Source organism: Pseudomonas sp. NFACC08-1, assembly GCF_900106735.1.
Taxonomy (GTDB): Bacteria; Pseudomonadota; Gammaproteobacteria; order Pseudomonadales; family Pseudomonadaceae; genus Aquipseudomonas; species Aquipseudomonas fluorescens_Q.
On record NZ_FNNL01000008.1, the window covers coordinates 179,491 to 202,485 of the forward strand.

Consider the following 22,995-nt stretch of genomic DNA (forward strand, 5'->3'; position numbering starts at 1 on the left):
TCGTAGAAATGATGAATATCCGAGCATATCACATGGAGGTTAGGCAACTAATAATTCGACACAATCGACACATTGAATCGATTGATACGATTATTGAATCGTTTTTCAATGCGACATGAAGAAAAATTTATTAGAAATAATATTATTTAAAATCAAATAGTTAATTCATAAAAATCGCAAAAATAGCCTGTCATGGCAGAAAAATATCTCGTAACAATCCCGCCCCCTATTGAATCAACTCAATTCATTCAAATACACTGATCCCGAATCGAAGCAATCGACTCAATCATTCACTGCGCGCTCCTGTCGCGCCAAGTCGAGACATCATGGACACATTCAGAAAGGATCTATCTCTGTCGGCGATCATCGCGGGCTTCATCGCCGTGATCATTTCCTACGCAGGCCCACTCATCATCGTGTTCCAGGCAGCCAAGGAAGCGCACCTGCCCAATGACGTGGTGTCTTCATGGATCTGGGCCATTTCCATTGGCAGCGGGATTACCGGCCTGTTCCTGAGCTGGCGCCTGCGTGTTCCGGTCATCACCGCGTGGTCGACACCGGGTGCAGCGTTACTGGTGTCGATGCTGCCCACCGTGACCCTGCCCCAGGCCATCGGTGCCTATGTGGTGGCGTCGATGATCATCGCGTTGGTCGGCCTGTCCGGTGCGTTCGACAAACTGATGAGCCGCCTGCCCAAGGCCATTGCCGCCGCCATGCTCGCCGGGATCCTGTTCCGCTTCGGCGCCGAGCTGTTCACGTCGATCAAACTGCAGCCGGCGCTGGTGTTGGCGATGATCGCGGCGTACCTGATCTTCAAGCGCTTTTCGCCACGCTACGCGATCCTGTCGGTGCTGATCGTCGGTTGCGCGGTGGCCGCCTCGTTCGGTGAACTCAACAGCACCTCGATCACCATCGCCGTGGCCCAACCGGTCTTCATCGCCCCTGAATGGAACTGGCATGCAATCATCAACATCGGCCTGCCCCTGGCGCTGGTGACCTTGACCGGCCAGTACGTGCCAGGCATGGCGGTATTGCGCACCTCTGGCTACAACACGCCAGCACGCTCGATCATTTCGGTCACCGCGATTGGCTCGATCCTGATGGCCCCGTTCGGTTCCCACGGTTTGAACCTGGCGGCCATTACCGCAGCGATCTGCACCGGCCGCGAAGCTCACGAAGACCGCGACAAACGCTACATGGCCGGGATCGCCTGCGGGGTGTTCTACATTCTGATGGGGACCTTTGGCGCCACCCTGGCCTCGGTGTTCTCCGCACTGCCGAAAGAATTGATCGCCTCCCTCGCCGGTCTCGCCTTGTTTGGCGCGATCAGTGCCGGGCTGACCGGCGCCATGGCTGACGAGAAACAACGCGAAGCGGCACTGATCACCTTCCTGGTAACGGCTTCGGGCATGAGTTTCCTCGGCCTGGCCGCCGCGTTCTGGGGCTTGATCTTCGGCCTCGTGGCGCACTTCGTGCTGACCTACACCCGCGAACGCAAAGCCGCCGTTATTGCCGAGGGCAGCCGACCATGACCACTCGTTACGACTTCATTGTGGTGGGTGGTGGCATCGCCGGCGTGTCTGCCGCTTATGAGTTGGCAGCCCATGGCAGCGTCTGCCTGCTCGAACAGGAACAGCAACTGGCCTATCACACCACGGGGCGTTCAGCCGCGATCTCGATGGAAAGCTACGGCAACCAACAGATCCGCTCACTGACCTGCGCATCCCGGCGCTTTTTCGAGAACCCGCCCGAGGGCCTGGCCGAGCATCCGCTATGGTCGCCCCGGGGCGCGCTGATCGTGGCCCAGGCGGCACGGGTGGACAAACTCAAAGCGCGTTTCAGCGCCGTCCTGGGGCAAGTGCCCACGGCCGAGCTGCTCGACGACAAGCAAGTGCAGGAGCTGGTCCCCTACCTCGCCGAAGGCGCCTGGAGCGCCGGGATCTACGAGCCCAGCGCCTTCGATCTGGATGTGCATGGCATCCACGGCGCCTACCTCGGTGGGCTGCGGGCCCGTGGTGGCGTGATCAAGCGCGAGACCGAAGTGCTGCGTGGCGAACATCGCGACGGGCACTGGCGCTTGCACACCCAGGACGGACAGCAATTGCAAGCAGCCATCGTGGTCAACGCCGCTGGTGCCTGGGCCGACGAATTCGCCGAGCGCTGCGGCGTGCCCAAGGTCGGTGTCCGACCATTGCGGCGCACCGTACTGGCGGTCGATCCACAGTGCGACGTGCACCACACGCCCTACCTGGGCACGGTCGACGAGGACATTTTCATCAAGCCTGAAGCCGGGCGGCTGATCGTCTCCCCCTGCGATGAAAGCCCTTCGTTGCCCTGCGACGCACTGCCGGAAGAGCTTGACCTGGCCATCACCATGGATCGCCTGCAAAACACCACGCGCCTGCGTCCGCGCTCGATCATCAACAAATGGGCGGGCCTGCGAACCTTCGTCGCCGACCGCTCGCCGGTGCTCGGCCAGGACCCACAGCAAGAGAGTTTTATCTGGCTCGCCGCCCTCGGTGGCTACGGCATCCAGGCTGCGCCCGCCATTGCACGCCTGTGCAGCCATGCGGCGCTGGGCATCGCCATGCCGGACGACCTGGCGGCGCTGCAGCTCAACTATCAGCATTTTTCCCCGGCCCGTTGCCGCGATGAGGAATTTTCCAGCCAGGCCGTCAAGCAGGTTGCCGATTTGCACTAACCCCCATCCCACTTAACAAGGAACGTCACTATGCAAACCACCGCTCAAATCCAGCCCGCCGCCAAACCTTTCCTGGGCGAAGAGAACGTCATTTTCACCGACAAGGCGCCATTGCCGCTGGGTACCTATTCCCAGGGCATCAAGGTCAGCCACGGGCAGACCATCTACCTGTCGGCACAGACCCCGGTCTCGGCGCTGAACAACGAAGTGCTGGCCAAGGATTTCGAAGGCCAACTGCGCCAGACCCTCGACAACCTGGTGCAAATGGCCGAAGCGGCAGGTGGCACCCTGGCGAACGTGGTCAAGGTCACGGCGTTCATCACTGACTTGAGTGAGTTCCCGACCCTCAACCGCGTCATGGAAGAGTACTTCACCAAGCCCTACCCGGCCCGCACCACCGCGGGCGCCAGTGCACTGGCACGCAACACCCTGGTTGCCATCGACGCCATCATGGTGATCTGAAACACCTTCTGTCAGCGGAGTGCCCGTCGGTCTGGTGAGCTGGACCGACGTTGGCAAGGAAAGCACCAGCACAGCGTACTTTCGGAGGGTGACATGAAAAATTCGTACAGAGAGTATGTATTGCAGTGCCTGGTTTGCGATCGAAGCTACCAGCCCCATGAGGTCAGCTATTACTGCCCTCATTGCAAAGTCGATGGTGCCCTGGACGCGCTTTACGATTACCCGGCACTCAAGCGCGAATGGTCCCGGGACAGCCTGGCCCATGACCACGCCCGTGGCATGTGGCGCTATGACCGCTTGATGCCGTTGAGCTCGACGCAGTTCATTCCACCGTTACTGGTGGGCAACACGCCGCTGTACTCGCGCCCGGAATTGCTCGGCAAGGGCGCCCGGATCAAAGTCTTCGTAAAAGACGAATCGCGGCAACCGACCGGGTCGTTGAAGGATCGCGCCAGCGCCCTGGCGGTAGCCCACGCCCTGCAATCCGGTGCACGCACCGTGGCAGTGGCCAGCACCGGCAATGCCGCTTCGGCATTGGCCGGGATGAGCGCCAGCCTGGGCTTGCACAACGTCATTTACCTGCCCAAGAGCGCGCCCCGCGAAAAGCTCGCGCAGATGCAGGGCTACGGCGCCGAGATCGTGCTGGTCGACGGGCAATATGACGAAGCCTTCGAACAATGTCTCAACGCCTGCCAAGAGCACGGCTGGTACAACCGCACCACCGGGATCAACTCGTACATGAGCGAAGGCAAGAAGACCGTCGCCTTCGAGATGTGCGAACAACTCCACTGGCAAGTGCCGGACCTGGTGTTCGTGCCCGTCGGCAACGGCTGCATCCTGGGCTCGGTCTACAAAGGCTTTTTCGACTTGCTGCAATTGGGCTGGATCGAACGCATCCCTCGCCTGATCGGCGTGCAGGCCGAGCACAGCAACTTCATGTACCGCGCCTGGCGCAACGACCGCTCGATGCAGAAAACCGAGCGCCGCCCCCCCACCAGCCTGGCCAGCAGCATCAATGTGGCGCTGCCGCGTGATCGCCTCAAGGCCATGCGTGCGGTCACCGCCAGCGGCGGTGAGTTCATCTGTGTCAGCGATCCGAGCATTGTCGCCGCCGCCTCGAGATTGGCCGCCAGCACCGGCGTGTTTCCAGAAGCCGGCGCCGCCAGTGCCTTCGCCGGTCTGCTCAAGTACGCCGAAACACACCCCGACACACCGCAAACCGCCGTGATCCTGATCACCGGCAGCGGTTTGAAAGACACCTCCATTTTTCTATCCGACTCGACCAAAAGCCAGCCACGGGTGTTGCCGCATCACGTGACTGCGCCGCTGGCCGAGGCGCTTATCTAGGGAATCGCACCATGAGCCTGCAAAATTTCGACCCCACCCTTGCCCGCCTGATCGACCGCGAGCGCAACCGCCAGGAAACCCACCTGGAGCTGATCGCTTCGGAAAACTATGTCAGCGAGGAAGTGCTCCAGGCCCAGGGTTCCGTGCTCACCAACAAATACGCCGAAGGCTATCCGGGCAAGCGTTACTACGGCGGCTGCAAGGTCGTCGACGAAATCGAGAACCTGGCCATCGAACGCGCTCGCAAGCTGTTCAACTGCGAATACGTCAACGTGCAGCCGCACTCCGGCTCCCAAGCCAACCAGGCGGTTTTCCTGGCGGTACTTGAACCCGGCGATACCATCCTGGGCATGTCCCTGGCCCATGGCGGCCACCTGACCCACGGCGCCTCGGTGAATTTTTCCGGCAAGATCTACCGGGCATTTTCCTATGGCCTGGACACGGAAACCGAAACCCTCGACTACGAAGAAATGGAAGCCCTGGCCAGGGAACACCGGCCGAAGATGATCATCGCCGGGGCCTCGGCCTATTCCCGGACCATCGACTTCCAGCGCTTTCGCAAGATCTGCGATGAAATCGGTGCCTACCTGATGGTGGACATGGCGCACTACGCCGGCTTGATCGCCGCGGGCGTCTATCCGTCGCCGGTTGGCATCGCCGACTTCATCACCTCCACCACCCACAAGACCTTGCGCGGCCCGCGCGGCGGCCTGATTCTGGCCAAGGCGCAATATGGAGCCCTGCTCGACAAGACGATTTTCCCGGTGTACCAGGGCGGCCCGCTGATGCACGTCATCGCCGCCAAGGCCGTGGCGTTCAACGAAGCCTTGGGCGACGGGTTCAAGCATTACCAGCAGCGGGTGATCGACAACGCCCGCGTCATGGCCGACGTCCTGACCCGACGCGGCTTGCGTGTGGTGTCCGGCGGTACCGATTGCCACATGTTCCTGCTCGATCTGCGCTCGATGAACATCACCGGCAAAGACGCCGAAGCGTTGCTGGAAAGCGCCCATATCACCTTGAATAAAAACGCGATCCCCAACGATCCGCAGAAACCGGCCATCACCAGCGGCATTCGCATCGGCACGCCGGCGCTGACCACCCGTGGCTTTGGTGAAGCGGAATGTGCCGAAGTCGCGAACTTGATCGCCGACCTGCTGGAACAGCCGGACAACGCATCACGCCTGGACAACACCCGGCGTCGAGTGATGCATTTGTGCGAATGCTTTCCGGTGTATCTGTTGAGGTAAGCCAACACCCGTCGCTTAAGCGCAATGCAATAGAGGCGAGCACAAACCGTGGCGAGGGAGCTTGCTCCCGCTGGGCTGCGAAGCGGCCCCATTGGATCACCGCGACCGTTCAGGCAGACCGCGCCAGCCGGTTTTACGACGGCTGCGCCGCCGAGCGGGAGCAAGCTCCCTCGCCACAGGGTTGGTGTTTTGTTGGCGGGAATAGTCAGTCTGGGAGCACCAGAAAAAACCTGTGGGAGCGAGCTTGCTCGCTCCCACAATTGGCTTTTCAGCGGTACAACAAACGCTCCGCCAGCTCATCGGCCACCCGGGCCGGTGAGCGCTTCTCCGCCTGGGCATGGGCAAAGACTTCCGTGAGCCGGGCACCGATCTTCGACAAGTGCGCGGTGATCGTCGACAGCTCTTCGCCGCGATGTTTCAGGGCGACGTAGATCAGGCCACCGGAGTTGATCACATAGTCCGGCGCATAGAGGATTCCACGTCTTTCCAACTGGTCGGCCACTTGCAGGTTACTCAACTGATTATGGGCCGAGCCGGCAACGGCCGAGCAGCGCAGTTGTGCCACGCTTTGGCTGTTGAGCACCCCACCCAGCCCGCAAGGAGCAAGGATGTCGCAGGGCGTGCTGAGCAGCGCGTCGTTGGCGATCGGATGGGCGCCGAGTTGCTCCATCGCCAATTGCACCTTGCCTGGGTCAATGTCACTGACCAGCAGCTCGGCACCTGCGGCGTGCAGTTGTTCGGCCAGGGCATAACCGACGTTGCCCAGGCCCTGGATCGCCACCCGCAGGCTTTCGAGGTTATCGCTGCCCAGGCGGGCCATGGCGGTGGCACGAATACCGGCAAAAACCCCCATTGCCGCGTGGGGCGCGGGGTCTCCCGAGGCGGTGGTGCTGGTGACATGGCGAGTCTGCTGGGCGATGCAATCCATGTCGGCCACCGACGTGCCGCTGTCGATGGCCGTGATATAGCGACCGTCCAACTGCTCGATACAACGACCAAAGGCTTCGAACAACGCTGCCCGACTCTCGACATGGGCGGGGCGCATGATCACCGCCACCCCGCCGCCCACGGGCAAGCCGGCCAGCGCCGCCTTGTAACTCATGCCTTGGGCCAGGCGTACGGCATCGGCCACGGCACTTTCGTCGTCGGGGTAGGCAAGATAACGACACCCCCCCAGGGCGGGCCCCGGACGACTGCAATGAATGGCAATCACCGCCTTCAACCCGGTTGCCGGGTCTACGCTTAGGTGCAGCGATTCAAGGCGGGAGCTTTGCATGAGAGCAAACATCGAAAGGCTCCCGAATCACTTTTGTTTGTTTCGCCAGTATAGGCGCGCAGTCGAAATTTGCTGGAGCACGCAGGAATAAGTCGCCACCGTGCTCAGTCTTTTTCGGCATAACCTGTCATAGCCTCTGTCCGAGACTGGACGAAAATCCACGGCAGGGCTAAAACGGGAGCGTAGCCCGGAGAGTTCGATGAAACCGCGCCAAGCCTTTTTTGATTGTCTGCACCGCTCCCCACCGGCGCTGTTCGAAGCGGCGCTGTGGATCGCCGCCGAACATGATCGCGAGGTCGACGTACCGGCCTTGCTGAAGGATTTCAAGGAGCTGCAACAGCGGGTCAGCCATGGCCTGCCGATGCTGCCTGTCAGCGAACTGGGCCAGCCCTTGCTGCGACGGCTCAATGATTTGGGCTTCGCCCAGGACGACTTCACGCCTCTGCGACCACGAGCAGCGTTGCTGGACAAAGTCCTGGCACGCAAACGCGGGCAGCCCCTGGCTCTCGGGCTGATTGCCCTGGAACTGGCCCGAGGCCTGGAAATTCCGATGGTCGGTGTCAATTTCCCCGGGCATTTCCTGTTGAAGGTACCCGGCGCCGATCACCTGCTCGATCCGTGCGGCGGCCGTCGGTTGTACCCCAATGACTGTCGGGAACTGCTACAGCGCCAATACGGCGCGAACATGCAGCTCAAGGCTGAACACCTGGTCAATGCCGAGCCGATGCAGATGCTGCAGCGCCTGTCGCGCAACCTGCGTCAACTGCATCTGGCGAACGACGATTACATCGCCGCCTTGATCGACGCCGAACGGGTACTGGAACTGGGCAACGCCAGCGCCGCCGACTACCTGGCCCGCGCCAGCCTGTACCAGCGACTCGATTGCCCCAACGCCGAACGCTTCGACCTGGAGCATGCCCTGATGCTCAGCGACGATCCGATCCAGCGAATCCGGTTGACCGAGCGGCTGGGGCATTTGCCGCCGAATTCGGTGGTGCATTGAACCGGTGGACTTTGTTCAGGAGCGATGACGGCCCTGTGGCGAGGGAGCTTGCTCCCGCTCGGTTGCGCAGCAACCGCCGAAAAGCTTGGGGACGCTTCGCGTCCCAGCGGGAGCAAGCTCCCTCGCCACAGGGGATCACCTGGTTTTCAGAACCGTGTGAAGCCCTCAGGGGGTATCCGGCTGATTCGCCGGGTGCGCCTGTTGGAACGCTGGATGCCCAGCCGCCAATGCCGCGACCCGACGAATCCGTGGATACGCCTGCAAAGACACATTGAACCGCTCAGCCGCGTACAACTGCGGGATCAGGTACACATCCGCCAGCCCCGGCTCTGCACCGAAGCAATAGCCGTCGTCACCCATCAACTGCTCCACGGCCGCCAATCCCTGGCTGATCCAGTGCCCGATCCACTCCGTCACCTGCGTTTCATCGTGGCCCCACTGCCGCAATTTGTTGAGCACGCTGACGTTGTGCAGGGGGTGAATATCGCAACCGATCAGCGCGGCGACGCCACGCTCATGGGCGCGCACCGTCAGGTCGGCGCTGAGCAGCGGCACCTGTGGATAACGTTCCTCCAGGTATTCGATAATGGCGGGCGATTGCACCAGCAGCGCGCCCTCATCGGTACGCAACGCCGGTACCCGGCCCTGGGGGTTGATCGCCAGATAGGCTGGCTGGCGATGCTCGCCCCCAGGCGCAGCGATCAAGTTGACGGGCAAGGCCTGGTAATCCAGCCCCTTGAGCGCCAACGCAATGCGCACCCGATAGGACGAGGTGGAGCGGTAGTAGGTGTAGAGTTCCATGCCCTGCCCCTCAACGCGCCGGCAGGATCTTGCCCCGGCACTCGCCGAAGCCGATGGAGGCGAAACCCTCGCGGCGGCAACGGGCCCGCAAGATGATTTCGTCACCGTCCTCGAGGAATCGGCGCACTTCGCCAGACGCCAGTTCGATCGGTTTTTTACCGCCTTCGGTGATTTCCAGCAGGCTGCCGAATTGATGGTTTTCAGGGCCCGACAAGGTGCCCGAGCCAAACAGGTCGCCGGCCTGCAACTGGCAACCGTTGACGCTGTGATGCGCGACCATTTGCGCCACGGTCCAGTACATGTACTGGGTGTTGCTCAGGGTCAGGCGCTGGGCCGGCAGGTTTTGCTGGCCCATGGCCTCGGTCAGCAACAGGACTTCCAATTCGATGTCGAAGGCACCACCGGCCTGGTCACGCTTGTCCAGCAGATACGGCAGCGGCTGCGGATCGCCTTGCGGGCGTGCCGGTTGCGGACGACGGAACGGTTCCAGGGCTTCAGCCGTTACCACCCATGGCGAAATACTGGTCAGGAAACTCTTCGACAGAAACGGCCCCAGGGGCTGGTATTCCCAGGCCTGGATGTCCCGGGCCGACCAATCGTTGAGCAGGCAGAACCCGCCAATGTGCTCGGCGGCATCGCCGATAGGGATCGGTTCGCCCAGGGCATTGCCCTTGCCGATCCAGATGCCCAGCTCCAGCTCATAGTCCAGCCGTGCACACGGGCCGAACGTCGGCTCGGTCTGGCCGGCCGGCAGGGTCTGGCCCTTGGGGCGACGCACGTCGGTGCCGGACGGGCGAATGGTCGAGGCGCGACCGTGGTAACCGATGGGGACGTATTTGTAGTTGGGCAGCAACGGATTGTCGGGGCGGAACAGCTTGCCGACATTCTGCGCATGCTCGATACCGACGTAGAAGTCGGTGTAGTCGTTGATCCTGGCCGGCAGGTGCATCTGGCAGTCGGCAGCGAGGAGCAGCAGTTTCGCGCCCAGGGCTTCGACCTTGCCCCGCAGGGGGCTGTCCTCGCGCAGCAGTTCCAGCAGTCGCTCACGCAGGGCAACCCGGGCGCCTCGGCCAAGGTCGAAAAACCCATTCAACTGGCCGTCGGCCATGGCTTCGACAGCTTGGCGTGCCGCGCCGTCAAACAAGCCCGCGTGCAGCGCCGCCTGCAAATCGAAAATCCGCTCGCCAATCGCCACGCCGCTGCGCAGGGCACCGCCATCGACACTGAAGATACCCAATGGCAGGTTCTGCAACGGGAAGTCCGCATGGCCGTTGGCACAGGCGACCCAGCTACGGGCAGGGGAAAGTTGAGTCATGGGTTATCTCCGGGTCGGGTCGAACGTGACAGGCAGCGAGGCCCAACATGCATCGTAGTCGGTTTGCAGTTGCGGGCAGTCCAGGGCGAAACGGCTTGGACGCAGCACCTGGCTGGTCTCGAACATGAACGCCATGGTGTTGTCGATTTTCACCGGCTGCAGTTCAGCATTGATCGCCTTGGTACAGGTCTCGCCGTCCGGGCCATGGGCACTCATGCAGCTGTGCAAGGACGCGCCGCCCGGCAGGAAACCTTCGGCCTTGGCATCGTAGGCACCCTGGATCAGGCCCATGAATTCGTTCATCAGGTTGCGGTGGAACCACGGTGGACGGAAGGTGTTCTCTGCCACCATCCAGCGTGGCGGGAAAATCACGAAATCGAGGTTGGCCAGGCCGTGGACGCTGGTGGGCGAGGTCAACACGGTGAAAATCGACGGGTCCGGGTGATCGAAGCTGACCGTGCCGATGGTGTTGAAGCGGCGCAGATCATATTTATACGGCACGTTGTTGCCGTGCCAGGCCACCACGTCGAGGGGCGAATGATCCAGCTCGCAACCCCATAACTCACCGAGGAATTTCTGCACCAGCGAGGTGGGTTGCGCGAGGTTCTCATAATGGGCGACCGGTGTCAGGAAGTCCCGTGGGTTCGCCAGGCCATTGCTGCCGATGGGCCCGAGATCCGGCAGGCGCAGCGGCGCTCCGTGGTTTTCGGCGAGGTAACCACGGGCCTGCGGGTCGAGCAGTTCAATGCGAAATTTCAGGCCCCGGGGCAGCACGACGATTTCCAGCGGTGCCAGTTCCAGCACGCCCAACTCGGTGGCGATCCGCAGCCGTCCCAGTTGCGGCACGATCAACCATTCACCGTCGGCATTGAAAAATACCCGCTCCATGGAACGGTTGGCGCGGTACTGATAAAGGCTGATGCCGGCCGGTTTGTCCGCACCGGCATTAGCCGCCATGCACACCAGCCCGTCGATGAAATCGGTAGGCTCGGCGGGGATCTCCAGCGGGGTCCAACGCAGGCGATTGGGCGTGACCTCGCCCAATGGGCCACCCGCCAGTTGCCGTTCGAGCTTGGTGAAGGCCGGGTGATTGGCCGACGGTCGGATGCGATACATCCAGGTACGCCGCGCTTCGCTGCGAGCCATGGTGAACGCCGTACCGGAGAACAACTCGGCATAGAGACCGTATGGGACTTTCTGCGGCGAGTTCTGGCCGACGGGCAAGGCGCCGGGCAAGGCTTCGCTGGCAAATTCATTGCCGAAGCCTGATTGGTAAGCCAGGTCCGACGCTGGGGAAACGAGGTTCATGGAGCCTCCAGGAATGCGGCCCGTCACTCAACGGAGTGGTTGAGGCGTACCGGGTTGTTTTTATCGTAATTCAATTACGCATAACGTAATTTGCTCGACAGCGACCGTCAAGCTATAAAGACGCCCATTCGCCTCAGGACCCAGCGCCTCCATGGAAACCCCGCTCAGCAACGGTAAACAGAAAGTCCGCTCGGCCGAAGTCGGCACCGACATCCTCAAGGCCCTGGCCGAACTGTCGCCCTCCACGTCGCTGTCGCGGCTGGCCGAACACGTGCAAATGCCGGCGAGCAAGGTTCATCGGTATCTGCAAGCCTTGATCGCCAGCGGGTTTGCCGAGCAGAACGCCGCCACCAACCACTACGGCCTGGGCCGCGAGGCCCTGCGCGTAGGCCTGGCAGCGCTCAACGGCATGGACGTGCTGCAAGTGGCCGCCCTGCCCCTGGCCGAATTGCGCGACGACTTGAACGAAACCTGCTTCCTGGCGGTGTGGGGCAACCATGGCGCGACCGTGGTGCGCATCGAACCCGCCGTGCGGGCCGTGACCGTGGTAACGCAACTGGGCTCGGTATTGCCACTGCTCAGTTCGTCCACGGGGCTGGTATTCAGCGCTTATCTGCCGGAGCGCGAGACCATCGGCTTGCGCGAACAGGAAGTACAAGGCACCGAGCACCACGCCCTCGCCGACGACCGCGCTTACGCCGTGTTGTGCGAGCAGATTCGCAGCCGCGGCCTGCACCATGTGCATGGCTTGCTGATGCCGGGGGTGGATGCCTTGTCCGCCCCGGTATTCAATGCCGTCGGCCAAGTGACAGCGGTCATGACCATCGTTGGCCCGACCTCGCTGTTCCATGCCGACGAGCACGGCCCGGCGGCGCAACGCCTGCTGGCAGCGACCCAGGCCGTGAGTTGGCGAATGGGCTATGAAGCGAGTTCGGAATCAGCCCAGGAAATCCGGGACAATCTTGATCATTAGATCATTGAGGTGAGCGGGGGCAAGTCGCGGATGGAGATGACGGTCATCCCCACTGAAGGGCACCATGTAAATAGCTTGGTGATCGCCTTTGGAGTGGTAGGGAATCTCATTATTGTCGAAATGGCCCAGTAGATAGTCGACCAGCGGTTCAGAAGAAGACACCACGCGCTCACCAGCGCCATGGGTAACAAAACCGGTGACGTAGACTTTATCCAGATCGACCCCGGGCAAGTGCAGTTTCAATGCACCATGAATATCCTCAACCGACAACGGCTTGATGGAACGCCAGGATAAATCCATTGCAGGTTTTTCAGTCAGTTGGGTGACGATATCCGAAACGATTTTTTCGAACGCGATCAAATCCAGCGCCCTGACACGGTCTTCAACGGCAAAAGAATAACGCTTGTTGAACACGTTACTGACGCCTTGTTTGTAGTTGGGCACCCGCTGCTTTTCAACCCAGGCCAATGCTTCATCGAACAGGGTTTCGGACGAGCCAACTTCGGGATTCGGAAAGTCTGCCAATGTATTCAGATAACTGCTGAACGGATTGACACCCAGCGCTTCCAAATAGCGCCCCAACAACACCTGCACGGCAAAATCCACACGGGTATTCTTCAGTGCGAGCAGTTTTTCAGAGTAAGAAGAAAACAACTTGGTATTCATAAGACATCCTTGTCATGTCATAGACCGAACTTCCTGTTCGATCCGCAGGCTTAGTTATACATCAGACAAACCCCATACTGTAAAAAGACAAATGTAAGCGTGCGTAAAGACCTTCGGGAGTTGTTTTCAACCTACCCCATCACCCCCATGACTTTAGCCTTCGCAACTGCTTGAGTACGCCGCTGCACCCCCAACTTGCTATGTATGCGACGCGCATGGGTTTTTACCGTGTGCAACGATATGAACAGTTGCTCGGCAATTTGTTGATTGGAATGACCTTGTGCAATCAATTGCAGAACTTCAAGCTCTCGGTGACTGAGTAACGTATCTTCGGCGCCAGCCGTTGATGGTTCGATGGGCGCTGCCGATTGCGTCCAGTGGCCCAGCTCGGGCTGGCGCAAACGCAGCTCGCACAAGGCTTGCTGGGCCCGCCAGCACGTGACTCGCTTGAGCCCTTCTTGCAGGAGTGTCCGGGCCTGGGAGCGATCGCCGGACAACCAGACAACCTCCGTCAACACCAGATGCAGTTCGGTCTCCAGGCTGTGCATTTCACTCTGCTGTGCCCGGGTGATCATGGCTTGCAGGCACGCCTGCGGCTCCTGTGCCCGTTGCAGGTAGACCTCGGCCAGCACCAGCAGGTATTCAAGTCGCGCAATCAATTCCAGCGTCGCGGGAGGTGCGTGCTTGGCCTGCGGCCCACGAAAGTGGCGCAAGACGCGGGTCAAGACTTCATGGGCCAATTCCGCCCGCCCCTGTTGCAACCAGAACTGACAGCTGGTTTGCAATAACACGCCACGGTAAACGGTGTCGGGGATGTGCCGCTGCTGCATGATCCGCTCGGCATCGCGCAGTTGCATGAAGGCCTCGCCATAATCGCCCTGGTTGGCAGCCAGGCTGGCCTTGCCGAGAAATCCGTAGAGCACCTGTTTGTCCAGGCTGTGCAGGCCCGTTTCCAGACCCGCTTGAAACTGCTCGGCGGCGCGCTCTTCAAACCCCATGCGCAACGCCAGGCGCCCGCGCCGCAGGGCAATACGTCCCAACAACGGGGAAAAGTCCTGGCCTGGTTTATCCAGCAGCGCCTGGACAGCGGCCAGCAGATGATCGGCCCGATGAGGCGCGCCACGTTGTTCCAGGACTTGGGCGTGATCCAGTTCCAGCAATCCTTCGAACACCAGCGAACCCTGTGCGCGCGCCAGGCACAGCGCCTGGCGGTTGATCCGATGCGCGGAAGCCAGTTCGCCTTCAAGCAGCGCCTGCTGCGTCAGCCCACCCAGGCACAGCAACCGTTGGGCCCAGGCCTCGGGGTCCAGGCTGGCCTGGGCCTGGAGAAAGTGCTCGCGCGCCTGTTCGCCATCGCCCGAGAGGTGCAGCAACCAGCCTTGCAAGACCTGCCACCTGGCCAGCAGCTGTCGCTGCCGGCAGGCCGAAGGCTGCGGCATGAACCTGGCCAACTGCTCAATGCATGTCGACGCCTGGTTGAAGCGTCCGGCGAACAACAGCGCAGCGGTGACCAACCCCACCGATTGTGGCGTACAGAGGGTCAGCGCTTCACCTTGTTGATCGTGCAGGCCCAGCAACAGCACCACGTTGCGACGCTGCAAGACGTGCTCGAAGCTCAGATGCTGCAAGAAACTCACGGCAGTCTCGAACTCCTCGGCCAACATGGCTTGCTCGAACGCCATTTGCCAGTCCTGCTCGGCAGCAAACCACTGGCAGGCCCGTCGATGCCAGGAACGCCCCTGCGGCCAGGGCTCTTCACGTACCAGCCGGGCCAGCGCCGGAAAAATCTGCAACCAGTCCGACGTCTGCTCCCATGGTTCGATGAAACATCCCAGGTCCAGTAACAAGGGCAGGCATTGCACGCCCACGGTGTCGCCGAACAGATGCTCGCATAGCCGGGCATTGAAGCGCGGTAGATGCGCCAGCACATGCCAGGCCTGCGCCAGGTCTGGAGTCAGCGCGCTGAACAGTTCGTACTCCAGATAGTCGACCAAGGTCCCCGGCCGTCCGGGCGTTGCATGTTTGCGCGCCCAATCGCAACGTTCCAGCAGCGTGATGCGCACCCCGGCACACCAGCCGCCACTACGTTGAATCACCTCGCGGGCAGTGCGGGCAGCCTGGGGGCCGGGCAGATGACGCAGCAATGGCAGGACATCGTCCGGGGTAAAGAACAACGCCTGCGCATCGAACTCGTGCAGTTCGTCATCGAGCAACAGCCGCGGCCAGTTGCATTGGGGACGGCGGCGGCTATTGAGCCACAGGTGCAACGCTGGACTGCTGGTGTTCAACAGACGGTCGAGCAACTGGTCCAGTTCGGGATTCGGCACCCGGCAGTAGTCATCCAGGAACAACCACGTAGGTGTCTGCAAACGCGCCAGGTGGGCCAGCAGTCCCGCTTCATCAAGCATCGGCAACCCGAGGGCCTGGGCCAGGCGCTCGCACAGTTGCACCGCGCTCAACGCCGCGCCCCCCAATGGCAACCAATGCAACCGACACCCGGCGGGAGCCTGCAGGAAGCACTCGGCGAACAATGCACTCTTGCCACTGCCCGCTGGCGCGCAAAGCAGTTTTACCCGCGCTTCGGACGTCAGCAAAGACTCACTCAGGGACCGCCGCGGCACGTGCGTCGAGGACAGGCGAGGCAACAATCCTGGACGGTCCGGACACGGGGTCATGGCGGTCATGTGGGTGATCCTGTTTATTGTTATTTCACCACCCTAGTCCTGTGTCGCCGAGCTTTGGAGAAGTATTCAGCGCGCTGATTGGCGCTCATAAAGAAACGACCGGCAGGAGCGCTGCCGGTCGTCATGTCGGGTTCAAATCAGACTCGGTCCCGTGGCGAGGGAGCTTGCTCCCGCTGGGTTGCGCAGCAGCCCCAAAACGGTCCACTCAATGCACCTGATACATCGAGCCGTCTGGTTTCAGGGCCGCTGCGCGCCCCAGCGGGAGCAAGCTCCCTCGCCACAGATGCGGTGTCCGTCCGAAGGGTTAGCGAACCCCGGTCGAACGCAGCGCTGCCGGTGTGTAGTCGGCGGCCCGGGCTTCGAAGCCGTACTCATAGCTGTGTTTCTCTTCGTTCTTCATGCCCAGCGCGATGTAGCGGCCGGCAATGATGTCGTAGAGCGCCTCCAGGGTGTAGCCCGGGTTCTGATGGTCGTAGTAGAACTGGGCATGACCTTCGGCCACCCGCCACAACTGGCCGCGACCGTCGTAGTGATCCACCAGCGCCGCCTGCCAGCTGTCCTCGTCGATGTACATGTGGCGCTTGGCATAGATGTGCCGCTCGCTGGGCTTGACCGTGCCGACCACTTCCCAGACCCGGTGCAATTCATAGCGAGTCAGGTCCTGATTGATATGACCGGCCTTGATTACATCGTCGTACTTGAGGCTTGGCGAGTCGAGCTTGTAGCTGTTGTACGGGATGTACATTTCCTTTTTGCCGACCAGCTTCCAGTCGTAGCGATCCGGCGCACCGGAAAACAGGTCGAAGTTGTCGGAGGTGCGCAACCCGTCGGCGGCGGTGCCCGGGCCGTCGTAAGCCACTTGCGGGGCACGACGCACCCGGCGCTGGCCGGCGTTGTAGATCCAGGCCAGGCGTGGCTCCTTCACTTGGTCGAGGGTTTCATGCACCAGCAGTACGTTACCGGCCAGACGTGCCGGGGCAGTGACCTCCTGCTTGAAATAGGTCAGCACGTTGCTGGCCTTTTCCGGGTCGGCGTCCTTGATCAGGAACGGCACGGCGATTTCTTCTTCGAAGCGGATCGGCGTGAAGCTGCCATTGGTCTGCGGCGTCACCTGGGTGATGACCCGGCGCAGGTTGCCGCCGTGATAACGGGTGACGTGGTTCCACAGCACTTCCACGCCGCTCTTGGGAATCGGGAAGGCGTAGTAGCGGTTGCCGGTGAAATTGGCCAGGCCATTGCCGTCGTTGATGGCGTTCACGTTGAGGGCGCTGCGCTTGGCCGACTCGTAGATTTCCGGCGGCAGGCCCACGCTGCGGTGGGTCGGATAGACCGGGATCTTGTAGGTTTCCGGGTAGCGCTTGAACATCGCGACCTGGCCTTCGGACAGCTTGTCCTTGTACTTGTCCACGGTCGCGGCGGTGATGGTGAACAGCGGTTTTTCATTGGCGAACGGGTCGGCCAGAAAGCCCTTGCTGTCCACGGCACCGGCGTTTTTCGGGATGCCGCCGGTCCAGGCCGGAATCGAGCCATCGGCATTGCCGGCTTTTTCCGCGCCCAACGGCGTAAGGCTGGTACCCAGTTTATTCGCTTCATCCGGCGAGACCGCCGCCATCACGTTCGCGGCCAGCAGGCTCAGGGCCAGGGCACCGCATTGCAGGATCATCTTGCGCATTGGGTTTTCCTTGTCAGCCAGATCAGAAGTTCACGCCGAAGCTCAACGCGAGGAAGTCGCGGTCTTCGAGAACGTTGTAATCGCCGCCAAAAAAGTCGGTGTAGCTCAGGCTGGCGGTGTAGGTGTTGCGGTAGTCGGCATCGACACCAACGCTGATGGCCTTGGCGCCTTCGTTGAACAGACCGTTGGGGCCATAGCCGGCCACGTCGTGGGACCAGGACATGTTGGGCTTGAAGTTCACCCCGCCGATCACGTTGGAGTAATCGAGGATGGCCCGGGCGCGATAGCCCCATGATGTCGAGGTGACGAAACCATCGGTGTCGCCCTGGAAGCCGTATTGGCCGTAGACCGAGTCACGGCCATAACGCAGCTTGTCCTTGGACTCCAGGCCACCGACATGCACGACCGCCGCTTCGCCAACCAGCGTCAGGCGATCAGCCCCCAGCACCTGATCGAAGAAGTGCGTCAGGGTGCTCTGGACCTGGGTCACTTCCTTGCGCCGGTAGCCGGTGTTATCCGCCCCGGCCGAGGTCGCGATGGGCGAGGTCGCGCCACCGACAATCGGGTTGAGCAGCGCCAGGGTCAGGTCGTTGGTATTGACCTGCACCGGCGCGTTGGGACGGTAGCTGACTTCCCCGGTCCAGGCGGTGCCGGTGGGTAACGTCGTGGAGAAACTGGCACCGTACAGGCGGATGTCTTCCGGGTATTCAAGGTAATACTGACCGCGTCCCAGCATGACGCTTTGCGCCAGGCCGCTGCCGCTGCCTGGGGCCAGAATGTTGGCAATCGAGATCATTCCCGGCAAGGCCGCCAGCGTAGAGGAACCTGCGGTGATGGTGCCAACAGTAGGCGTGCGGCTGTGGTAATTCATGAAGTACAGGCCGTACTCGGTATCATCGCCGAGCCAGCGCAACGCGGTACCCCACTGGCCGGAGTCACGGGCATCGCGGTCGCCACTACGGGGAATGATCACCCCTTCGCTGGACACCTGGATGCCCTGGCCGAATGCCTCGGTCAATGGCACGAACGGCGCAATCGCCGGGCTGCCCACCGTGTAGCCACTGGTGCAACCATCGGCCACCACATCGTTGCCGAAGAACGTGCCGCAGTTATCCACCACGGTCTGGTCCCACTCCAACTGATAGAAGCCTTCGATGGTGAGCTTGTCGGTCAGGCCCTGGGAGGCGAACAGCATGTTCACGGGGATCAGGCCTTCCTTGATCTCCGCACCAGGGCGACGGAACGCGGACACGTCCACCGGGTTGATGCTGTTGATCGAGTTGCCGATGAAGGTACTTTCCCCCCAACTGACCACCTGCTTGCCGGCGCGCACGGTGCCCGGCAAATCGGCGATGGAATAGTTGTGATAGACGAATGCATCGAGAATCTGCGCCCCCGAGGACTTGGCGCCTTCCTTGCGATTGCTGTCGCTGATGTCCTTGAACTCGCGGCCTTCATCCTTGAGTTCGAAGTCATACCAGTACTTGCCACGCACGAACACGCCGGTATCGCCGTACTTGAGTTCAAGGTCGTGCAGGCCTTTGAAGATTTTGGAAAAGGTCTCGCCCTTCTTGAAATTCAGCCGCCCATCATCACCGGTGGACGATTGGCCCCGACCGCCGTTGACCGTGCCAACCAAGTCGTTGTCGGCATCGCGCATGCCCCAGCTTGCGCCCACGGACAACGACGAATCGAACTGACCCTCGATCTCGCCAATGTTGAATGAAACGGCCTGCGCCTGGGCACAGCAACCCAAGGCCACCGCGACGGCCAGCGCCTGCGGCTTGAAGATGGCGCGCATTGTTATTGTTGTCATGCGTCTTCCCCGGTGAGTGACAGAGGCTTCACCCTACTGCCGCACGCCAGGGGCGATAAGCGCACCAAGGAGGTATTCGCACTGTACCTAAAAAGGATTACAGCCCATGCGGCGCAGGCCTTTGCGCCGTGCATGGATGGACTGGATGATGGGTCATCAGCGCCGCGCATACCCATGCCCAGCCTTCGACTGTTACGCGCCCTGCAACGGTGCATGCCTGAATCCGGGCTGTTTCCCGCGGGGCTCGATGCCTATGCTGGCCGGGCTTTCAGGGCAACGGGCCTGCAAGCACAAGCCTCATGGCATCCCTCATGCCTGGCACACCGTCTTCGGATGGATTGGCGTATCGGTCCATCATCCCGTGTTTACCGACGTTGGTTTGTAGCTCCTTTGCAACGTCACGCTTAGGCCGCTGCTTTTTGCAGCGGCCTTTTTTATGTGCGCCTATTTCCGAGTTAAAACTTCTTGTTTCCTACGTTGTTGTCGGAAAGGCTCACCTGCCTGTTTTAAGAGAACGAACTTATAGTTTCCTTGGTCGCCCAGGATGGGTGACTACGCAAATAGCCATGAACGACTGCACGTATTGAATCACGGCATGGCTATTCAGATTCGATTCGAAAGGAACTCGATATGCAGCAAGAAAAAAATCTACTTGTAAATAGAGGTATACCTCGCACGCCTTCGTCACCTGACGGGTTTGGGTTTAACGCAAGGCGCGTGTCAGGCCCAGACCACTCTGATCGTGCATACGATGCCGTTGATTATGCTCTTGATTGGCTAGATGAAAGCAACACTTCTACCGAAGAGCTCTTCAAAGAAAATGTCAGGAATATCACTCATATAACCAACGCCGAACTCGCCAAAACAAGAGCAGCCGTTGCTGCGGTGGTCCCTCGTGGAACCGATGCAGCCGAAATTGAATTACGAACACTCAAGCTACAACTGTTCAAAGCGAGAAAAGATCATCAAGAACACATAGCGATAGCCAATCTTTATTATGGTCATGATCCACTGACTCACAAAACTCAAGACGCTCGTTATAAGGGGTTCGAGCTCATTGGCCGTCGTGGAGGTGAAAGGGCTTACTACAACGCAATTTCCAAGTGGAATGTTTCTTATGCTGCGGCGTACGAGGCAAAATTCCTGGCTGAGCAGATCAAGCTATTGGATGCTCGCTTAACCGCACACAACAAAGCCATTGCCCAGGCAAACGCAAAAGCAGCCGCGGAGGCTCGGGCAAAGGCTCAAGCTGAAGCCAAACGCGTGGCTCAGGAACAGGCGCGCAAGGCCGCCGAAGCCGAGGCTAAACGCGCGGCTGAAGAACAAGCACGGATTGCACGGATTGCCGCAACAGTAGCTGCTAAACAAGCCCACGATGCCGCCATGGCCTTATGGGAGGCCGAAAGGTGGGCCGCTGCTGAAGAACTGGAGGCGGAGGAAGCGAGGCGTCAGGCAGAAGTCAAAAAGGCACGTCAACCAGCCCGGGCTACCCGTACATTTCCAGTATCGGGCTCCGCCGCAGCCGCCGGCCCAGTATTTACAATCGCAGGTGGGACCTTCGCCCCCAACCGGGTGACCGCCTCGGGCATCACGGATGAGTTACGCACCGCGGTTTCGGCGATCCTAAAAACAGTTACCGCAACGGCATTACCCACTGTTGCATGGTTTGCGTCACTGATTGACCCGTCGGAGCTGGGCAACGAAGAACGCTACGCCCTGAGTGTTCCGCTGTCAGAACTAGCTCCAGCCAACACCGATGATTTGCTGGCAGTCGCAACATCGAAGGGAGAGGTCAATCTCCCGGTGGTGCTGGGTTCCATGACCACCGACGACGAGATGATGTTCGTCGTCGCGAGTGCCGACGGAACATCGGTGCCCTCCAGCGTGCCGGTCAGGCTTGCAACACTCGACCCTCACAGCAACGTCTACAAATCCTACAGTCCAGATGGCTCATCCACCTTGATGACCTGGACGCCTATCGTAAAAGAGACGGATGCATCCACGACACTGCCATCGATCGTGCCGAAGATCGACCTCTATGAGGGCGGAACCCCCTGGGCCATAACCAGAGGGGTCGATAAGGATCCGGAGCTGGAGGATTACGATTTTGGTAGTGGGTTCGTCACGGTGTTCCCGGTTGAGTCGGGTATTCCGCCCATCTATACCGTCTTTAACAACTCTTCTGAATGGGCTTCCACGGAAGAGGCACGCAAGGCAGCCGAAGCCGAGATCCTAGGCGTAGCCCAGGCACAAGCACTGGAACAAGTCCTGGCGGGCCGCGCCTATCCTATACCGGGCGCGGCGGCCGCAGCCGGTCCGGTGTTCACGCTTGTCGGCAGTAGCCTGGCCATAAGTTCGGAAGCGACCTTGGCCATCCAGGCCGCGCTACGAGCCGCAGTCGCCATGGCTGTCGAATCGCTTACCGCAGTGGCAGCGCCGACCTTGGCGGGTTTTGCGGCGCTGCTCTATTCACCCAAGCTGGCAAACGGTGAATTACCCGAGCGATATGCGTTCAGCACGCCACTCTCGGAGCTCGCACCGACACATCACCACGACTTGCATGCAATCGCGGCGGCCGACGGATTCGTTGACTTGCCGGTACGCCTCACTTCTCAAGCAACCGTGGATGGTCAATCCGAAATCCTCGTGATCAACACCGACGGTGTAACCCACCCGTCAAAAACCAGAGTGGTGCCGGTTACCTATAACGCACAACAGAACCTCTACATCGCTACAACTGAACAAACCCCACCCAGAACCTTGACGTGGACGCCGGTCGTTCAACCCGGAAACAGCTCCACGGCCCTTCCCGCCGAGCCGCCCGCCCCGCCTGTTTATACAGGCGCATCGGTAACGCCCATAGAGGGAAGGATCGATCCGTTTCCCGAAATAACCGCAAACAGCTTCGATGATTATGTTTTCGTTTTCCCAATCGACTCAGGCCTGCCGCCTCTGTACGTCATGTTCAGGGATCGACGGGAAGACCCTGGGGTTGCGCTGGGAATGGGGGCTCCGGTTTCAGGCGTGTGGACGGATGCAGCATCGAAAGGTGAAGGGGCACCCATTCCGTCGCAGATTGCGGATCAGTTGAGGGGAAAGGAGTTTAGGCGTTTCAGGAAGTTTCGGGAGGCTTTTTGGAAAGCCGTCGCTGGCGATCCTATACTTTCGCAACAATTTAATTCACGTAATCTAGTAGAAATGAAAAAAGGTCGTTCTGCCTATACCAAGGAGACTGAACAGATTGGCGCACGAACCAAATATGAGCTTCACCATAAACAATACATTTCTTTAAATGGTGGAGTTTACGACATTGACAATATCACTCTCGCCACCCCTAAAAGACATATTGAAATTCATAGAGAGCACAAACAATGAAGAAATCGATAACCGAAATAACTGAAAAAGAATTTCTCGCCTTCATAATAAAAATTTCAGAAGGAAATTTTCCTTCTGAAAAAGCACATAACAACGCAGTCTTGGATTTCAAGCGTATCTCAGAGCACCCCGCAGGATCAGATCTTCTATTTTATCCAGAGCCTGGCAAGGAAAGCTCTGAGGCGATAGTCGACGAGATAAAAAACTGGCGTGCAGCCAACGGTAAACCAGGCTTCAAGCAACCCTGACGCTCCAGATATTTGAACGCCCCTTGCTGCTGAATAATCGGCAGCAGGGGTCTCTCGACTCCGGCGTCATGATGTACCGAACCCAGCAGCATTTTGAC

General features: G+C 60.2%; 17 protein-coding genes. 9 read left to right on the forward strand and 8 right to left on the reverse strand.

The features are described from left to right. The first annotated feature begins 326 nt into the window (after positions 1 to 326). The 5 genes from BLU76_RS18185 (at position 327) to glyA (ending at position 5,760) form a co-directional block, all read left to right on the forward strand. Positions 327 to 1,532 carry a benzoate/H(+) symporter BenE family transporter gene (locus BLU76_RS18185; protein ID WP_063324446.1) on the forward strand — a complete coding sequence of 402 codons (1,206 nt, stop codon included), beginning with the start codon at positions 327 to 329 and terminating at the stop codon, positions 1,530 to 1,532. Beyond that, positions 1,529 to 2,701 (forward strand): NAD(P)/FAD-dependent oxidoreductase, encoded by a 1,173-nt coding sequence (locus BLU76_RS18190; RefSeq protein WP_092223740.1) that lies wholly within the window; start codon positions 1,529 to 1,531, stop codon positions 2,699 to 2,701. The genes BLU76_RS18185 and BLU76_RS18190 overlap by 4 nt, the downstream gene beginning before the upstream one ends. A 30-nt stretch (positions 2,702 to 2,731) precedes the next feature. Beyond that, positions 2,732 to 3,163: a Rid family detoxifying hydrolase gene (locus BLU76_RS18195; RefSeq protein WP_003205417.1), complete on the forward strand. Its 432-nt coding sequence runs from the start codon at positions 2,732 to 2,734 to the stop codon at positions 3,161 to 3,163. 93 nt (positions 3,164 to 3,256) lie between these two features. Continuing rightward, positions 3,257 to 4,510 (forward strand): threonine synthase, encoded by a 1,254-nt coding sequence (thrC, locus tag BLU76_RS18200; protein ID WP_092223742.1) that lies wholly within the window; start codon positions 3,257 to 3,259, stop codon positions 4,508 to 4,510. An 11-nt stretch (positions 4,511 to 4,521) separates the two neighbouring features. Further along, positions 4,522 to 5,760: a serine hydroxymethyltransferase gene (gene glyA / locus BLU76_RS18205; protein WP_092223746.1), complete on the forward strand. Its 1,239-nt coding sequence runs from the start codon at positions 4,522 to 4,524 to the stop codon at positions 5,758 to 5,760. Positions 5,761 to 6,028: 268 nt separating this feature from the next. Here the strand turns inward: glyA and BLU76_RS18210 are convergent, their stop codons facing one another. Next, positions 6,029 to 7,048 carry a Glu/Leu/Phe/Val dehydrogenase family protein gene (locus BLU76_RS18210; RefSeq protein ID WP_003205422.1) on the reverse strand — a complete coding sequence of 340 codons (1,020 nt, stop codon included), beginning with the start codon at positions 7,046 to 7,048 and terminating at the stop codon, positions 6,029 to 6,031. 187 nt (positions 7,049 to 7,235) lie between these two features. Here BLU76_RS18210 and BLU76_RS18215 point away from each other — a divergent pair, with 187 nt between their 5' ends. Further along, positions 7,236 to 8,039: a SirB1 family protein gene (locus BLU76_RS18215; RefSeq protein ID WP_063324442.1), complete on the forward strand. Its 804-nt coding sequence runs from the start codon at positions 7,236 to 7,238 to the stop codon at positions 8,037 to 8,039. Positions 8,040 to 8,204: 165 nt separating this feature from the next. Here the strand turns inward: BLU76_RS18215 and maiA are convergent, their stop codons facing one another. From maiA to hmgA, 3 genes are read right to left on the reverse strand one after another with little or no spacing between them, the layout of a single operon-like run. Continuing rightward, positions 8,205 to 8,840, reverse strand: coding sequence for a maleylacetoacetate isomerase (gene maiA, locus BLU76_RS18220; protein WP_092223747.1), 636 nt, complete (start codon positions 8,838 to 8,840; stop codon positions 8,205 to 8,207). A gap of 10 nt (positions 8,841 to 8,850) precedes the next feature. Then, positions 8,851 to 10,155, reverse strand: a complete 1,305-nt coding sequence (gene fahA / locus BLU76_RS18225; protein WP_092223749.1) for a fumarylacetoacetase — start codon at positions 10,153 to 10,155, stop codon at positions 8,851 to 8,853. A gap of 3 nt (positions 10,156 to 10,158) precedes the next feature. Then, positions 10,159 to 11,463, reverse strand: coding sequence for a homogentisate 1,2-dioxygenase (hmgA, locus tag BLU76_RS18230; protein ID WP_092223750.1), 1,305 nt, complete (start codon positions 11,461 to 11,463; stop codon positions 10,159 to 10,161). Positions 11,464 to 11,614: 151 nt separating this feature from the next. On the opposite strand from hmgA, the gene BLU76_RS18235 reads away from it, so the two are divergent. Further along, complete coding sequence (locus tag BLU76_RS18235; protein ID WP_092149397.1) at positions 11,615 to 12,436, forward strand: IclR family transcriptional regulator; 822 nt, start codon at positions 11,615 to 11,617, stop codon at positions 12,434 to 12,436. On the opposite strand, the gene BLU76_RS18240 is transcribed toward BLU76_RS18235, so the two are convergent. The 4 genes from BLU76_RS18240 to BLU76_RS18255 all read right to left on the reverse strand — a co-directional run bounded on the left by BLU76_RS18240 (position 12,401) and on the right by BLU76_RS18255 (position 19,274). Then, entirely contained in the window at positions 12,401 to 13,102 is a 702-nt protein-coding gene (locus tag BLU76_RS18240) for a hypothetical protein (RefSeq protein ID WP_092223751.1), read from the reverse strand. The two genes, BLU76_RS18235 and BLU76_RS18240, sit on opposite strands and share 36 nt — an antisense overlap. 131 nt (positions 13,103 to 13,233) lie before the next feature. Next, positions 13,234 to 15,786, reverse strand: a complete 2,553-nt coding sequence (locus BLU76_RS18245) for a helix-turn-helix transcriptional regulator (protein WP_092223752.1) — start codon at positions 15,784 to 15,786, stop codon at positions 13,234 to 13,236. A gap of 304 nt (positions 15,787 to 16,090) precedes the next feature. Beyond that, entirely contained in the window at positions 16,091 to 17,458 is a 1,368-nt protein-coding gene (locus BLU76_RS18250; protein WP_063324435.1) for a DUF1329 domain-containing protein, read from the reverse strand. A 22-nt stretch (positions 17,459 to 17,480) separates the two neighbouring features. After that, a complete protein-coding gene (locus BLU76_RS18255) occupies positions 17,481 to 19,274 on the reverse strand; it encodes a DUF1302 domain-containing protein (RefSeq protein ID WP_092223754.1) in 1,794 nt (597 codons plus the stop codon). A 630-nt stretch (positions 19,275 to 19,904) separates the two neighbouring features. On the opposite strand from BLU76_RS18255, the gene BLU76_RS18260 reads away from it, so the two are divergent. After that, positions 19,905 to 22,649 (forward strand): S-type pyocin domain-containing protein, encoded by a 2,745-nt coding sequence (locus BLU76_RS18260; RefSeq protein WP_092149385.1) that lies wholly within the window; start codon positions 19,905 to 19,907, stop codon positions 22,647 to 22,649. Beyond that, the gene (locus BLU76_RS18265) at positions 22,646 to 22,897 is read left to right on the forward strand and encodes a bacteriocin immunity protein (RefSeq protein ID WP_092149382.1); all 252 of its coding nucleotides are present in this window, start codon (positions 22,646 to 22,648) and stop codon (positions 22,895 to 22,897) included. Before BLU76_RS18260 ends, BLU76_RS18265 begins: the two co-directional genes overlap by 4 nt. The last annotated feature ends 98 nt before the right edge of the window (positions 22,898 to 22,995 follow it).